This is a genomic window from Methylomonas rosea (genome assembly GCF_024505055.1).
In the GTDB taxonomy this organism is placed as follows: Bacteria; Pseudomonadota; Gammaproteobacteria; order Methylococcales; family Methylomonadaceae; genus Methylomonas; species Methylomonas rosea.
The window spans coordinates 1-15,816 of the sequence record NZ_JANIBL010000035.1 but is presented as its reverse complement, the minus strand read 5'-3'; the positions used below and the strand labels follow the sequence as shown (position 1 = coordinate 15,816).

The window sequence follows — 15,816 nt, the reverse complement described above, 5'->3', positions numbered from 1 at the left end:
AAGGGTTTAGGCGGGTTGCTGTTCGAGACAATAGCGCCCGGTATGTAAGCTGCTGGGCCCGAGGCGGACGTACTTCAACATCAGATACATCTCGATGATCAGCAATATCGTGTAGAACAAAGCAAAGCCGCCGATGCTGAACCACAGTTGCCCGGCACTGAGGCTGGATACGCTCATGTGAGTGGGCAATACACCGGAGATGGTCCAGGGCTGGCGACCGACTTCGGCGACGAACCAACCGGTCTCGGCGGCTATCCAGGGCAGTGGGATGCACCATACCGCCATGCGCAGTAACCAACGTTTTTGATCGGCAACGCGGGTGGCGCAGTAGTAGAAAGTCATCGCAAATATGAACAGCATGATGAAACCGCAGGCCACCATGATGCGGAAGGTCCAGAACAACGGTGCGACTTTGGGAATGGTGTCATTGGCGGCTTTTTGGATGGTCGCGGCGTCGGCATCAATGACCTTATCAGTATATTTTTTCAATAATAAGCCGTAACCCAGGTCGGCCTTGTGCTCCGCAAAGTGCTGTTTGACGCTGAGGCTATTGTCGCCGGCGCGCAGTTTTTGCAGATTGTCGTAGGCCACCATGCCGCTTTCGATACGCACTACGCTGTCTTCGCGCAAGTCTTTAAGACCTTTGACGTCTTCGTCTATGGAGCGGGTGGCGATCAGGCCCAATACGTATGGGATTTTAAGTGCCATGTCGGTTTTCTGATTGTCCTGATCGGGCAAACCAAACACGGTGAAACCAGCAGGCGCCGGGTGGGTATCCCATTCCGCTTCAATGGCAGCCAACTTCATTTTTTGAGTTTCACCAGAGGTATAGCCGCTTTCGTCGCCCAACACGATGACCGATAAGATGGAGGCCAAGCCAAAAGCCGAGGCGATGGAAAACGAGCGTCTGGCGAAACCAATGTCGCGCTTATTCAGTAAGTACCAGGAACTGATCCCGAGCACGAACATGGAACCCGTGACATAACCGGCTGCGACGGTATGCACGAACTTAACCTGAGCCACCGGATTGAAGAACACGTCAGCAAAGCTGGTCATCTCCATGCGCAGGGTTTCGTAGTTAAATTCGGCGCCCACGGGATACTGCATCCAGCCGTTGGCTATCAGGATCCACAAAGCCGATAAACTGGTCCCGACTGCCAGCAGCCAGGTCACAGTAAGATGCTGGACTCTGCTGAGTCTATCCCAACCGAAAAAGAACAAACCGACAAAAGTCGATTCCAGAAAGAATGCCATCCAGCCTTCCGCGGCCAGCAAAGGCCCGAAGATGTCGCCGACGTAATGCGAGTAGTAAGCCCAGTTGGTGCCGAACTGAAACTCTAGCGTCAAACCGGTGGTGACGCCCATGGCAAAGTTGATCCCAAACAATTTTCCCCAAAACTTGACCATGTCCTTGTAAACCTCTTTGCCGGTCATCACGTAGACCGACTCCATGATGCCGAGGATAAAAGTCATGCCCAGGGTCAAGGGCACAAATAGAAAGTGATACAGCGCGGTTAGCCCGAACTGCATGCGTGACAGCATGACTATATCGTCACCGAACATGGCGAGACTCCTGGGTGGATTGTGAAGAAAAATCGGGATTAATTTTGACTGGCGCGGCAGGCAAGGCAAAGTGAGCGGCGATGTCCGGTTTAACCGCGGGGCGATCTTGCCAGCGGAAGATCAGAAACCAGAGACCGGTGAGCAAGATGACTTTTATCAACAGCGCTACGGCAATTTCCCATCGCAGCAAGCTGGATTTTGCTGGAACCGAATGATCAGCAGTCTCTGCCATAGCCGCCTCCTTCTTTAGAGTGTTGGAAATGCTTGCGGGTAAATAGGCCTTCTGCGGCTTATTTCGAGGGAACAGTGTCTGCTGGATAGCTCGGATATAAGGGTTAACAGCGCCCGGCAACCCAGCTTTCTTTGTAGTGTAGTTTGGTTTTGAATCCGATACGCGCGCTAACGAGATATAAGTCAAATGCGCTGGGCCGCCGCTTGTGATCGCCCTCGTATCTTGGCGGCGACCGCCTCGCGGCGAGTGCTTGTATCTCGGGGTGTTATTTTCTGACAGTTGACCGGAAAACATGCTCGCTTCACAAATATAATTAATCAATAATATTTTTATATCAATTTGCGTGCCAAGCGTAATTTCTCCGATTAATCAAGGTAGACAAGGACCGGTCAACTATCGGCCGGCGCAAAAGACGTTTCATAATGAAACATTGAAACAGTATTAGGCAATTTGAAACATAGGTGAAACATGTCGCGCCGATTGCGCAACAGTCTCCCGGAATATTAACCCGGCCCTTACATGTCCCTGTTCCCATGAAGGCGAGAGCCCAGCCGCTTAAATCGCTTCGCTGCGCGGTCTAAGGACTTTAACTTTCGCGGGAATGACGAATCCAGGAAATTTAAGGGCCGGGTTAATAAGCGACTGGCAACTGTCTGCTTCGTCGATTATCGAACCAAAAGTTTATAGGTTTGCTCCACCATTTTGGTTAAGCCGCGCTCTTTAAAATGCAGTTCGGTCGCCAAGGCATCGTCGCTGGTTAGTAATTCCACTTCACACCAGTGGCTATATAAACGCTCAACTTCGTCGGCTTGCACGCTAAACGGCGGCCCCGGCATTTCGTGCTGGGGATAATCGAATGCTATCAACAACATTTGCACATTGGTCGGCAACAGAGAGGATAGTTTCATCACGTAATCGATGCGCATATCCGGCGGCAAAGCCACCAACGCCGCCCTATCGTAAACCGCATCAAACTCGCCGACGTCGGCAGTTTGTAATGCAAAAAAATCGCCGCAGAAAATCTGCAAGCCCTCCACTTCGCTGACCCAAAAATCGCCCTGGCGCCGCACGGTTGGCTGCAAATTGTTATCCGCAAAAAACGACTCTACAGCCAGCGGACTTAATTCCACACCCACCACTTGATAGCCCATGGCCAACAGCCAGAGCAAGTCCTTACTCTTCCCGCACAGCGGTACAAACACCCGGGCTTTTTGGGGGATAGACAAGCGCGGCCAATGGGTTTGTAAAATCGGATTGAACTCATGCTTATGAAAACCGATTTGGTTCTGCTGCCAACGCTGATGCCAGAAATCATGATCCATAGCCTGCCCTCTCTTTTGATTTTGAACGAATAGCCATTCTATTTGACTTGTCGGTTTACTGCTCGGCATTGTTAGCAACAGAATTAGAGCAGGTGATTGAGGTTATTGGTCATGAGTTACTCGCTTGCGGGTGTGCCGACGATTTTACTAGCCCCATCAACTCAAGCTCAGACCGGTGCGAAAAACTGCCTGGCGATATTCCCAAGCCACGCGTATACGCCTGCCAAACATGCAGCGGCTGCGCCGTATGGTTTAGCTGCGCCCGGCATTGCTTTGGCGGCACTCACCTGTAGCTCGGCGGCACGCTGTAAACCTTGGTGAACACCGCTGAACGTCTCGGCGGCACCGCCAAATGATTTGGTTTTACCGACACAGGAGTTTGCGGCACCGACGAGCGGTTTTAGCGTGCACAACGCTTACTTGGACACCATTGACCCTGACCCAAATACCGCCGCTCCGTCGCCGGCAGGCGCCGGTTGTCACAGGGGATTTGCTATAACACCTCAGCCACAATGAACTCAAGATCCGGGTTTAAACTGGTTGACTGACCCTTGCCTTGCTATATGATGGCCCGTCATCATGCGGAAAACGGGGGCTACCATGTTACGCACCATCAATTTCCAAGGCTCGCGCGCCATTGTCGCCATCCTGGCGCTACTGCTGTTCGGCGGGCAACCGCTTGCCGCCAGCAAATCAGCCCCAAACTGGGAGGCGTTTGTCGGTGAATTTATTGAACATTACTTCCAGCTCCATCCTGCTTTTGCCGCTAATGCCGGCCGGCATGAATTCGACGGCAAATTACCGGATTGGAGCCCGGAAGGGTTGGCCAGGCAAAACCAATGGCTGACAGCGCAGCGCGAATTAGCCACCCAATATCCCGATGCATCACTTAAACCAAGCGCACGCTTCGAACAAAAGCATTTACTGACGGTAATCGATGAGGAATTGTTCTGGCTGCAATCGGCCAAGTCGCCCGCGAAAAACCCGCTGTTCTATTCGCAGGCCTTAGATCCTAACTTCTACGTGACCCGCCCGTATGCGCCGCTCGACCAGCGCCTGCACGCCTTCATCAATTACGCTACCAACATCCCCAAAGCCGCCGCGCAAATCCGCGCCAATCTAAAACCGCCGTTGCCGCGCAGCTATATCGAGGTCGGCAAGACTATATTCACCGGCCTGGCGACTTTCTATGAAACCGATGCCAAGACCACCTGTGCCGTAGTGGACAACCCGGAATTGCAGCGGCAGTTCGATACTGCGGTGCCGGCCGCAGCCAAAGCGATGCGGGAACTGGCCGACTGGTTGGAACAACAGCGCGGCAGTGCCAACGACGACTTTGCGTTGGGTGCAAGCCGCTTCCGGGCTATGCTGAAGGCCAGCGAAGGGGTTGATGTGCCGCTGGAATTACTTGAGAAGATGGGCCGCGCCGATCTGGAACGAAATCTCGCCGCGCTGACAGAGGAATGTAAACAGTATGCCCCGAGTGCATCGGTGCCGGAGTGCGTCGCCAAAGTCGAAGCGCAAAAGCCTGCCGATGGCGCGGTCGCCGAGGCACACCGGCAACTGGTGCAATTGAAGGCATTTTTAACCGAAAAAAACCTGCTGTCGATTCCCAGCCAGGAGGACGCAACCGTCGCCGAATCGCCGCCGTTTAAACGCTGGAATTCGGCTTACATCGACATCCCCGGCCCTTTTGAACATGCCCTACCCTCCATCTACTACGTGGCACCGCCCGATCCGGCCTGGAGTGCCGCCGAGCAAGCCGCCTATGTGCCCAGCAAGGCCAATCTGCTATTTATCTCCGCGCACGAAGTCTGGCCCGGCCATTTTCTGCAACATTTGCATGCCGACCGCACGGCATCGAAGCTCGGACAATTATTCAGCAGTTACGCGTTCTCCGAAGGCTGGGCGCATTACTCAGAGGAATTGATGTGGGAAGCCGGCTTGAACGCGGGCGATGCGCAAACCCATATCGGCCAATTATTGAATGCCTTGCTCCGCAATGTGCGGTTTTTGTCCGCGCTGGGCTTACACACCCAAGGCATGACCGTGGAAGCGTCGGAAAAAATGTTCCGGGAACAGGCCTTTCGCGACCCAGGTACGGCCAAGCAACAAGCCGCGCGCGGTACCTTCGATCCCGGTTATCTGAATTACACCTTGGGTAAACTAATGATCCGCAAACTGCGCGAGGACTGGAGCGCCAGCCATGGCGGCCGGGCGGCGTGGAAATCCTTCCACGATGGCTTTCTGTCTTACGGCGCGCCGCCGATTCCGTTGATTCGGAAGGCTATGTTGGGAGACGATAGAGGGTCTGATCTTTAATAAGCTATCGAGAGCGGCGGAAGGAGCGCGATGCTGGCGTTTTTGGATAAAAACAGCCGATAATCGCGCTAGCAATATTAATTACCTCGCCAATTTACTCAAGCGCTATTTCTGCCTGCGTGGGTCATCGGTGGGATTGGTATAAGTGATACCCCATGGTCCGGTGGCAATGAGCTCGACGATTGTTTCCTCGTCGGTTGTCCAGACATAATGAGTGTGGCCGGCGGGTAACACGAAGCTGGAACCTGTTTTAAACATCTTTCCCTTCTTCGTATCCAAGCTCTCGCCCATACCGTTTCCTAGCTTGCCACGCAGGACGGTAATGACTTCTGTAAAAGGATGTACATGTGGTGGAATTGGATAATTAGCTGGAAATTTCAACCAAGCGATAAACACTCCCGCTTTATTCGGGTCACCCACCAGAACTACGCTTTGAGCACCCTTGGGAAGTATCGGCTCGTCAGCCCACTTAACCGTATCCGGCGTAAACTCCTCCATCGCCTCGGCACGCATACGATCGATTTTATCCTGAGCCAATACAGAATTTGCGAAAGAAACAATTATTAAAGCTATCAAATAAATTCTCATCTGGGCTCCGTGTTCTGTGCCGTTAGTGTGTCGATATGATGGACTATTCGCAATCCTCGGCGCATAAGCGATAGCATCAATTATCGAAACGCCGGTCCCAGCGGATGACACTTCGCTTATCCACTCGTGGCCCTGATTTGGTTGGCGGAGGAGTCCGCCTTACTTGCTCCGAAGAACAAGTTTTTAAGAACCCGCAGTAAATAGTCCGGTATCTACTATATTAAAACGGCCCTTAAATTCAACCCGGACCAATCGACCATGACCAAAAGAATCCTGTACTTTTTAACGCCAAGCGACAACATCAGCCCATTCGATGTCACCATTGCTGCTGATGCCGGCTTCGACATGGTGGTGCCGTTTACCAAAGTCGAACCTAAACAAGTATCGGCTATGGTTCAAGACGCCATTTTTTGTCGCCCACCCAACCGCTTTAACGACACCGGCATTTTCATCGGCGGACGCGATGTGCATATGGCGACCGACATGTTTCAGAATGCCAAAAATGCCATGGTCGGACCTTTCAAGGTTGGCGTATTCGCCGATCCGAATGGCGCTTATACCACGTCCGCAAGTATTGTCGCCTTGATCGAACAGGTTCTGAACGACAAGACAGGCAATGGCTTATCCGGAAAGAAAGTAGCCATATTCGGCACCGGGCCCGTCGGTCTATGCACAGCTATATTGGCTACGCAGCAGGGGGCAACAGTAAAGCTGTGCCAACTGGTTGCCGACGATGACGAAAGATCGGCCCAACGCTTTTGCGAGCGTTACAACGCTCAAGTCGAGTGGGTATCCGCACAGACTAATGACGAAAAAGAACTAGTGGTGCGGGAAGCCGAAATCATTATCAGCGCCGCCAGAGCCGGGGTGCGCATTTTAGAGAACTCCTTGGCGCATGCCGCCAACCTGATCCTGGCCGCCGATACCAATGCCGTGCCACCTAGCGGTGTAGCCGGCATCGGGCTTAACGACCTTGGCGTTGTCGCGGAGGTATCCGGCGCCCGTTTTTTGAGCATAGGCCCCATGGCTATCGGTAATTTGAAATATAAAACCCAATTTGGCTTGTATGAGCAGATCCAAAAAAGCAGTACCGCGGCGTTAATCGATTTTCCCGAAGCGTATGAATTTGCGCTGTCGGTATTGAAACAGCAAGCGATCAAGCCGGAAAAATCGATTTAAATCGTCAGTTCAACTATTTGGCGGCTCACCCTGACCGGCAGAACTTCGCCGGTCGCAAAGCTGTGCAAAATACCGCCAAACTGCGGAATAGCATGCCACTTGCACACCTGGGACTGTTTGGATTACGCACTAATTGTTTTTCTTTTTGCGCAACGAAATCACTGATTTTCATATTCATTGAAATTACCAAAAACAGAAGCAGACCATGAGTAAAATGATGGTGGTTGTCCGGCAAAAACCGACCCTTAACGGCCACATAATCGCCCGTTAATCTGGCTGCTAATGAAGTTATTACAGACAAAATCCGGGCGAATGCACCAATCCATCATTAATCGGCGTTTGGCGAAAAAGGGCAGTTTACCTGTATCAATCTCGACAAATACGAGCAGTCTGCTCTTAAAGTTCCTATCGATGACGATAACGGAGTTGTATTGCAAAAACAGGTACAGATTTTCTATAAACAGCAGCAAGTTATACACCTTCTGGGCTTACGTCTATAGGGTTGTGATGCTATCGAACAAGTATTAAAGGCTGCACTGTAGGGCATAACTCTTTATAGCGATTATTGCCTGAGTAAGCGTGTAGTTGCTGAGCGCTTGTGTGGGGAAAAAGTTCAACTATGTTTTTATTCTGACTGCTCTGCTTGGTTGAAATGTTGAAAATATAGAATATATTGTAGTTTACAAAATTAAGAGGCCCTTATAATGAAAAAAATAGCTCTTATAACAGCAGTTTTATTTTTAACAGACTTGAAGGCGGAGCCCACTTCCCAGATTGATGCAATGATTGCATCATCAATTGCTGGCAATGAAGCAAAAGTTCTTGAAGCAAAGTCTGGCATTGAATCTTTACAGAAGCCCGCTAAGGGAAATAGAACAGTTGCACGTAATTTAAATGATAAGGGTTTAGCGGAAATAAATTCTGGTAATTATGATACAGCAATCGCCTTACTTACCACAGCATTTGAAACAGATCGTTCTGATACAGAGATAGCTTCAAATCTTGGATATGCTATGGTTAAAGCGGGAAAAAAAAGCCAAGCCGAAGTTCCTTTTCGTGCTTCAATTATGCTAAATCCAAACCGTGCTGCTGCATGGGCCAATTTGAGCGAAGTATATGCTGACAAAGGAGATCTTAAATCTGCTACAGCAGTTTTAAATATTGCATATTTACTGTCAACAAATAAAGACAAGACAAAATTATATTTTCAAAAGCTTCTGACAGATAATAAAGAAAATAAAATATTAGTTTCGGCGACAAACCAAGCCATTAAAAACGAGGGAATAAAACCAATTACAATAGAAAAAATATCCGATACTGACTATTTGATTAAGGCATCTGAAACTAACACTATTGAAAAAACTTCGCAAGCGAAGGAATTATTAAATATTAATAACCAAATTAACAATTCGTTACCATCGCTGGCCTTTGATAATGCCATGTCAATTAAGGATGCTAGAGCAGATATTTGGATCAAAGCGAACAAATTGCTATCACCTGCATTCACAGATGAAACTTCTCTATTTTTAAATACTGATAAAATACAAAAATTAATAGATAGTAATGGAAATATTAATTACGTGTTTTTTTACGGAAATAACGATCCCGGAATGGCATTTAACGGCCCTTATAATGGCGCAACCAGCTTTAATGGATGGGGGGTTAGAATGGAGTGTCAGTCCGGAAATCAAAATGTTCAAGAATTTTATTCTGACGACAAATTTAAATATATGTTTAGAAAGGATTCTAGTACAAATAAAAACGTACGCGACCACGATGGAAACGAGAAAGTTCTGTTCCAGTATATATGCAATGGGGACTTTGATAGTTTCATAGATAATGATTCATCTACGCTTAGCAATATGAGAATGGATATTTCACAATCTAAATTTTTCACTGAAATAGTTCAGGAAGAATCTAGTACAAATCAATCTGTACGCAGCGGCTCAATACGTAGTAGCTCAATACGTAGCTCATCAAGCCCATTACAGATGTATATCCAAAAACTATCAAATAATCCATCTCCTGCTTGCCGACATATGGCACAAGTATTAAGAATTTTAGAAGGACAGGCCTCCATGAATTCAAATTACGCAAGTAGTGCACAGTTTAACACTGACATATCGGAGGGTTTAAGGCACGCAAGAGAATTTGGATGCGATTAAATAATTTATATTAAAATGTCAATATTTGTTCATATTTATTAAAAATTAGATAATATGACTATTCTCTCAAATATTGAACAATCATTACTGACAATTTCATTAGGGTTTAGACAAAATGAATTAGCGTATTTAGCGTTGACCTCAAAAATTGAGCATGCAATAAGAGACAAAATTGCTTTTCATCTTCAAGAAAATTTAACTTTTTCAATAGTGGCACGAGAATGGCGTTTTATATTGAATAGTAAGAAAAAGTTGATAGACATTGCAGTTGTTGATAGTGAAGGGAAAGAAACTTCTCTGATTGAAATTAAAGCGATTTACACCTTAGAGGCATTTTTGAAGCGAAAAACGTCTTTTAAAGATGTACTTAATTATGATAAGGAAAAGTTAGAGGGATTTGAGAGCAAAAATGCCGTTGAAAGATATTTATTACTTTTGGCGACACACCCCAATATTCAGTCTGTAATAATTCAGCCTTTTGATAAGATAATAAAGTATTCTGGGTATATAAACCGTTTTTTTAATGCATCAGGAGTGGATTATTCACAAGATGCTAAAAATATAATTGATCAACATTGCAGTACTCTTGATAAAAATTTTATTTGTGATGTAATTGATGCAGGAAAAAAGTTTAACATTGATGTTAGAATATATTGGTGGTTAATTAAACTTTGATTTACGGATATATGACAATTTTTTGCGAAATGCAGTTAGTCTTTTTTGTTAAAAATCAGTGCAGTAGTATGCGACAAACAACGTGCACCGCATCGTTCGCGAAAAAGTGCGTTTCTTAAACTCACTAGCACTTGTGACTGCTTTTGGCTGGGCTTTGGCCGTTCGTCTTTTGGTTTCGTCAGACCGCTTTTGGCCGAATCCAGGCACACGCAAATTGGTTGGGTTTGTTTCGGAACACGTACATATTACCAACAAGAGTGTGCAAGTGAATGCAATTACGCACCGAACCAAGCGCGGCCGCTTTTTCCCTAACCGAGAGCGACCGGGCCCCAGGGCGCCGCGCCGGGCGGTGCAATATTAATTAATTTTTCGTTTACAAACTCGTAAAAGCCACGCTCAGATAATTCACGACCAAAACCCGAGTTTTTGATGCCGCCAAACGGCAGTTCCGGGGCAGTCCAGGCGGGCTGGTTTATGAAAACCATGCCGCTTTCAATTTGGGGCGCGACGTCACGGCCGCGTTCGACATCGGCGGTAAAAATGGATGCACCGAGTCCAAACGAGGTTGCGTTGGCCAATGCAATGGCTTGCGCTTCGCTATCAACGACGTAAATGGCGGCGACCGGGCCAAACAGTTCTTGTTGATAGATCGGATTATTTGCGTCTATTTCGGTGATGACAGTAGGTTCAAGAAAATAGCCTGGCCGCTCGATTCTTTGGCCGCCGAGTACGACGTTGGCACCGCCTGCCTGGGCTTGAGCAATCTGATCGAGCAGCAGCTTCAGCGCTTTTTCTGAAGATAGCGGTGCCAAAGTCGTTGCCGGATTCAGCGGATCGCCGGCGCGCAAAGACGACATGCGTTCGACAAAACCTTCCAGAAACGCCTTGCCGCGCGCTTGCCCCACCACAATAAGGCGTTTCGAGCCGACGCAACATTGGCCACAGTTGAACATGCGCCCGAACAAGGCGCTATCCAGAGTGGACTCTAGCGGAGCATCTTCCAATACCAACAGCGGGTCGCTCCCGCCCATTTCCGCCACAACTTTTTTCAATGCTCGCCCGGCGCGTCCCGCCACCGCGGCACCGGCCGTTTCGCTACCCGTAATCGTGACGCCGCGCACCCGCGGATCGTCGATGACGCGGCCGATTTGTTCGATAGTCGCGAATAGATTAGTGTACACACCGGCCGGCGCGCCGGCGTCTTCGAATAGCTTGGCTAAGGCCAGTGCCGACTGCGGGACGTTTTCCGCATGTTTCAGCAATAATACATTGCCGGCCATCAATTGCGGGCCAGCAACACGCGCAACTTGGTAATAAGGGAAATTCCAGGGTTCTATGCCCAGAATCACCCCTATCGGTTCTATCGATACTTGAGCGGTCGGTGCTTCAGGCAAGGCTTTCGGTGCAAGATATTCTTTGGCATTTTTGGCGTAGTACTGGAGTATGCCTGCGGTAATGTCTACTTCTGCGTATGCTTCGCCAATGAGCTTACCCATTTCTAACGTCAAATATTGCGCGTACTCTTCTTTCCTTTCCAGCAGGATCGATGCTGCTTTCGTCATAACCTTAGCGCGTTCATCGACGGAATAATGGCGCCACGCCTGCCGATAGGCTTGATCGGCTTTCGCAATGGCAAGCTCAAGATCCGAATCGGATAGTTCAGGATAAGCTGCTAGTAATTCGCCGGATGAGGGATTGATGGATTGATAAGCCATATTTCTATCTCGTTTTAGTCGATATCGCCTTGCTAAGAGGCATAAAGCCAGACCGATAGCGCGATCAGAAACGTGTATCGACGATTGTGGAAAAAGTGACCGGGTCACAATGAACCGGTCACTCGTATGAATTAACCCGTAACGCCTGGAGACAGTAAAAAGTGGCCTGCGGGTAGTTTTTCTTGGTAGGTGTAAGGACTTGCCTTGTTTTCCGCAACCCAACGTTTTTCGGCTATCGATTCGAAGGGTGGCGGCAACTCGCCCTGTAGCGACCAAAGATCGAATGGGGTTTCGTCAATTGATATTTCCCAATCGAATCCGCGTTCTTTCACAAAAGGCGCAATGACTTCGTCAAGCGTTCGCATCCACCATTCTCGTATGATAGGCCCCGGCAATGTCCGGGCGATTTGTTCGACCTTGAAGCGAATAAATTTGTCGTTACGCACGCCACCGACGAAGCAATTACCTTTGGACACTTCTTCAAAAATGACGACGGCGTAAAATCTTGGGATGGGTACGCCCGCATAAACGTTAGTGATTTGTTCGGCCAGTTCCTGTTTGTCTTCCCCGCTGAAGGCTCCGCTGGGATGATAGACTTTCCACAAAGGCATGATGATTCTCCTGATATATGAGTATGTTTTGATGATCCTATTAATCACCTTGTTTTACTCAATCAGCTCTTCGCCAAAAACTGAGGCTTGATGCATGATTGAGAGTGAGGTGACGCCCCACCGCGCTAAGCTGCAAATTCCTTGGGGGGAACTAAGCGTCGGCGGCTGCGTCGGGGATAAATGTATGCCCGAGACGGCAGACGGTAAAATGCTTTGTATTCATGCGCCTATGAAAATAATTGATGCTAAATGCCGCTGGCATTTCGGTAACATAGCCCGCGCTTATATTTCGGAAACCCAGCTATGGCCAACTTGAGAACATTTGATTTGAATCTATTGATCGCTTTCGATCTGCTGATGAAGGAACGCAACGTGTCGCGGGCGGCGGACAAAATGTTCATTAGCCAGTCGGCAATGAGCCACGTGCTGCAACGCTTGCGGCAACAACTGGAAGATCCGTTGCTGGTGAAAACCCCGGCGGGCATGACGCCGACGTTACGCGCGTTGTCCCTGGTGGCTCCGGTAGCGGCGGTACTCAAAGATGTGGAAGGTTTGATTCGGGCGCCGGCGCCGTTCGATCCCGCCACTTGTCGGCGCTCTTTTACCATTGCGGCGACAGATTATGTGGAAGCTCTGCTCCTGCCGATATTGGCGCCGCGTATTGCCCAACAGGCACCGGGCGTGGATATTCATTTCAAACGTACCAGCAGCCACTTTCCTTCGCATGCGCTGGAGCAAGGCGAGATAGACCTGGTACTGGGTTTTGAAGTGATGTTAAGTCCCCCCAAGCATCTACATTGCGAACGCCTGTTCGACGATTTTTTTGTCTGTGTGGCGCGCATCGGCCACCCGCTGGTGAATGCGAGATTGACGCTGGAAGACTATATAGAGCTGCCGCATATTCTGGTGTCCAGAACCGGCGCCAGTACCGGGCAGGTCGACAACTGGTTGGCGGAACACGGCCGCGAGCGGCGCGTGGCGCTGACCGTGTCGCATTTTTTGTCCGCGTCGATGATTGTGGCGCAAACGGACATGGTCATGGCTTCTCCAAAACGCACGGCCGAGCAATTCGCTCAGACCTTGCCTTTACAATTGGTGCCCTTGCCGCTGGATTTACCGCATTACGACACAGTCATGGTCTGGCATCCGCTGCAAGACCAGGAGTTTGCCAATCGCTGGCTGCGAGAAGAAATCCGCGCTGCTTGCGCCACGCTGGACCATCAATCGCCAAACTTCGGTTCGCCCAGTTCGGGAAAATAGCGTTCTTGAATGCGCCGACAATAATCGACTAAGGCGGATTGGGTTAAGGCATAATCCTTGACCGGCGAACTGACCGGGCAGGCCAATAGATTGATCAATACGCCGAAGGCTGAGGCATCGACGCTACTGGGCCGATCACCCAGTAAAAACATCTTGTCCTGAAGTGCGGCGGATACAGCCGCCACATCATGTCGACCCAATTCGAAAATATGTGCGGCAGGTAGCCGGCCAATGCCCTGGCCGCGCAGTTGCCCCCGAACCCGCAGCCAATAGAGTGCGGCCACCAGATCCGCCCAGGGTTGCTGTAAACCTTGGAAGATCGCCTGCTTATTGATTTGCCAATTTTCCGGTCCGTATTGCCAGCGGCTGTACATGCACACCCAGTACAAATGTTCTTCCAATAAGCGTTGCCAGGCCAGCGCTTGCGCACTTTGCTCAGCCGACAGATGCCCATCCAGGCTATCGCCGTAATGCTGTTGCAAATAACAAATAATCATCCGGCTATCGGCAAGCTTTTGGCCGTTGTCTTCTATGAAAGGTAGCTTGCCGAAGGGTGCGTATAGAGGCAACGTTTCGGCAATCCGGTATTCGATGCCGGCCATGCGCAGATAGGTTTCCAGCTTTGCGCAAAATTGACTGGGATTAGGAATATTCCAGGCTCTGGGAAATTGGTGCAAGGTAATCATCTGGTATGTCGTCTATCGCCAAGTTTGTGCCGCATTTTGGATGTTTGAATCAAAGCATTCTTTCGAAACACAAACAAGGATCACAAGCGCTAGATGGCAAAAACTTCTCGTTAAATTGCTGGGCCTGATTTGCAACAAGATTTGACCATGACAACGACAAACCTATTCCCGCCCCCTTAGTTTGTTCAAAATATCCTCGTCCATCTTCGTGGGGCGAGTTTAAACAAACGCAAGAATTGTTTCATAGATTTTTTGTATCTATTCGGCAATGGTGATCGGGGTGGATAAGCCTGTGCGCATCCACCCAGACTGCCGGCTTTCATCGCACCGAGATGGCTCTATTCCCCCAGGCTGTGTTGCCACGCGCCGCCGCTGTTTCCAAGCCGAGCCCAAGCAACGATACGACGGCCAAGACTCAAAATGTCGTCGATAGCGGTGTAGGCCACCGGAATCACCACCAGGCTCAGCGCGGTCGAAGTCAGCAAGCCGCCAATCACCGTAATCGCCATCGGAGCCCGGAAACTCGGATCGGCGCCTAGCCCCATCGCAATCGGCAGCATGCCGGCACCCATCGCGATGGTCGTCATCAAGATCGGTTGCACCCGCTTGCGGCAACTGTCGATCACCGCGTCCAGCCGGCTCAGGCCCCGCTCGTGGCGGGCGATCATCGCGTACTCGACCAGCAGTATCGAGTTTTTGGTGACTACGCCCATCAACATCAATAACCCGATTACGCTGGGCATCGCGAAACTGCCGCCGGTCATCAGCAAGGCCAGAAAGGCCCCGCCCAGCGACAAGGGCAGCGCGCCGAGGATGGTCACCGGCTGGCTGAAATCGCCGAACAACAGCACCAACACCAGGTAAATGCACAACACCCCAATCGCCATCGCCCCGCCGAAACTGCCGAACAACTCGTTCATCCGTTGCGCATCGCCCGATTCTATCGTGCGCACGCCGGCCGGCAAGTTTTGCAGGGTCGGTAATTGCATGGCCTCGGCCAACACGTCGCCGACCGCCCGCTCGCCCAACTCGATGTCGAAGGTGGTATTGCGCATCCGGTCCAACCGGTCGATCTGCTGCAAGCCGCCGGCCAGGCGAATGTCGGCGAGGGTGGCCAAACTGACGCTGCCGCCGCGTCCGGTCACCCGCAGTTGGCCGATTTCGTCCAAGCTGTGGCGCACGGATTCGGCCAGCCGGACTCGAATGGGAATTTGCCGTTGCGGCAGATTCAGCTTGGCCATGACGTTGGAGTAATCGCCGTAGCTGGCGACCCTCACCACGTCGGCCAAAGCCTCGACCGTAACACCCAACTCAGCGGCCTTGCCGAAATCCGGGGTGATCTGAATCTCCGGACGTTGCAGGCTGGCGCTGGAGGTAATGTTCCCGAGACCGCGCAGTTGGCGCAACTCGAGCTCGACCGCATCGGCGGCCCGGCGCAAGGCTTGCGGATCGTCGCTCGCCAGGGTCAGTTGCAATTTCTCGCCGCTGCCGCCGGCAC

The 15,816-nt window shown here is 50.2% G+C and carries 14 protein-coding genes; 6 read left to right on the top strand and 8 right to left on the bottom strand.

Going from position 1 to position 15,816, the window contains the following annotated elements; genetic code table 11:
- Window positions 1–6: 6 nt before the first annotated feature.
- The 3 genes from NP589_RS12240 to NP589_RS12230 form a co-directional block, all read right to left on the bottom strand.
- On the bottom strand, window positions 7–1,563 hold the full coding sequence (locus NP589_RS12240; protein WP_256607251.1) for a cytochrome ubiquinol oxidase subunit I: 1,557 nt from the start codon (window positions 1,561–1,563) through the stop codon (window positions 7–9).
- Complete coding sequence (cydP, locus tag NP589_RS12235; RefSeq protein WP_256607250.1) at window positions 1,553–2,116, bottom strand: cytochrome oxidase putative small subunit CydP; 564 nt, start codon at window positions 2,114–2,116, stop codon at window positions 1,553–1,555. The genes NP589_RS12240 and cydP overlap by 11 nt, the downstream gene beginning before the upstream one ends.
- Window positions 2,117–2,460: 344 nt before the next feature.
- A complete protein-coding gene (locus tag NP589_RS12230; protein WP_256607249.1) occupies window positions 2,461–3,117 on the bottom strand; it encodes a thiopurine S-methyltransferase in 657 nt (218 codons plus the stop codon).
- Window positions 3,118–3,228: 111 nt separating this feature from the next.
- On the opposite strand from NP589_RS12230, the gene NP589_RS12225 reads away from it, so the two are divergent.
- Together NP589_RS12225 and NP589_RS12220 are read left to right on the top strand one after the other, a co-directional pair.
- The gene (locus tag NP589_RS12225) at window positions 3,229–3,438 is read left to right on the top strand and encodes a hypothetical protein (protein WP_256607248.1); all 210 of its coding nucleotides are present in this window, start codon (window positions 3,229–3,231) and stop codon (window positions 3,436–3,438) included.
- 279 nt (window positions 3,439–3,717) lie between these two features.
- Entirely contained in the window at window positions 3,718–5,439 is a 1,722-nt protein-coding gene (locus NP589_RS12220) for a DUF885 domain-containing protein (RefSeq protein ID WP_256607247.1), read from the top strand.
- A 105-nt stretch (window positions 5,440–5,544) separates the two neighbouring features.
- Here the strand turns inward: NP589_RS12220 and NP589_RS12215 are convergent, their stop codons facing one another.
- Complete coding sequence (locus NP589_RS12215) at window positions 5,545–6,027, bottom strand: cupin domain-containing protein (protein WP_256607246.1); 483 nt, start codon at window positions 6,025–6,027, stop codon at window positions 5,545–5,547.
- A gap of 258 nt (window positions 6,028–6,285) precedes the next feature.
- On the opposite strand from NP589_RS12215, the gene NP589_RS12210 reads away from it, so the two are divergent.
- The 3 genes from NP589_RS12210 to NP589_RS12200 all read left to right on the top strand — a co-directional run bounded on the left by NP589_RS12210 (window position 6,286) and on the right by NP589_RS12200 (window position 10,046).
- On the top strand, window positions 6,286–7,206 hold the full coding sequence (locus NP589_RS12210; RefSeq protein WP_256607245.1) for an NAD(P)-dependent methylenetetrahydromethanopterin dehydrogenase: 921 nt from the start codon (window positions 6,286–6,288) through the stop codon (window positions 7,204–7,206).
- 704 nt (window positions 7,207–7,910) lie between these two features.
- Window positions 7,911–9,371, top strand: coding sequence for a tetratricopeptide repeat protein (locus tag NP589_RS12205; protein WP_256607244.1), 1,461 nt, complete (start codon window positions 7,911–7,913; stop codon window positions 9,369–9,371).
- Between the two features lie 54 nt (window positions 9,372–9,425).
- On the top strand, window positions 9,426–10,046 hold the full coding sequence (locus NP589_RS12200) for a hypothetical protein (protein ID WP_256607243.1): 621 nt from the start codon (window positions 9,426–9,428) through the stop codon (window positions 10,044–10,046).
- Between the two features lie 308 nt (window positions 10,047–10,354).
- Here NP589_RS12200 and NP589_RS12195 read toward each other — a convergent pair whose 3' ends face one another.
- The gene (locus NP589_RS12195; protein WP_256607242.1) at window positions 10,355–11,761 is read right to left on the bottom strand and encodes an NAD-dependent succinate-semialdehyde dehydrogenase; all 1,407 of its coding nucleotides are present in this window, start codon (window positions 11,759–11,761) and stop codon (window positions 10,355–10,357) included.
- Window positions 11,762–11,892: 131 nt separating this feature from the next.
- Window positions 11,893–12,372 carry a tautomerase family protein gene (locus NP589_RS12190; protein WP_256607241.1) on the bottom strand — a complete coding sequence of 160 codons (480 nt, stop codon included), beginning with the start codon at window positions 12,370–12,372 and terminating at the stop codon, window positions 11,893–11,895.
- 303 nt (window positions 12,373–12,675) lie between these two features.
- Between NP589_RS12190 and NP589_RS12185 the strand changes: the two genes are divergently transcribed.
- The gene (locus tag NP589_RS12185) at window positions 12,676–13,632 is read left to right on the top strand and encodes a LysR family transcriptional regulator (protein WP_256607240.1); all 957 of its coding nucleotides are present in this window, start codon (window positions 12,676–12,678) and stop codon (window positions 13,630–13,632) included.
- Here the strand turns inward: NP589_RS12185 and NP589_RS12180 are convergent.
- Both NP589_RS12180 and NP589_RS12175 read right to left on the bottom strand, forming a co-directional pair.
- Window positions 13,593–14,318, bottom strand: coding sequence for a glutathione S-transferase family protein (locus NP589_RS12180; protein ID WP_256607239.1), 726 nt, complete (start codon window positions 14,316–14,318; stop codon window positions 13,593–13,595). The two genes, NP589_RS12185 and NP589_RS12180, sit on opposite strands and share 40 nt — an antisense overlap.
- A 338-nt stretch (window positions 14,319–14,656) precedes the next feature.
- Window positions 14,657–15,816 (bottom strand): efflux RND transporter permease subunit (locus tag NP589_RS12175; RefSeq protein ID WP_256607238.1); only part of this gene is annotated, 1,160 nt, incomplete at its 5' end.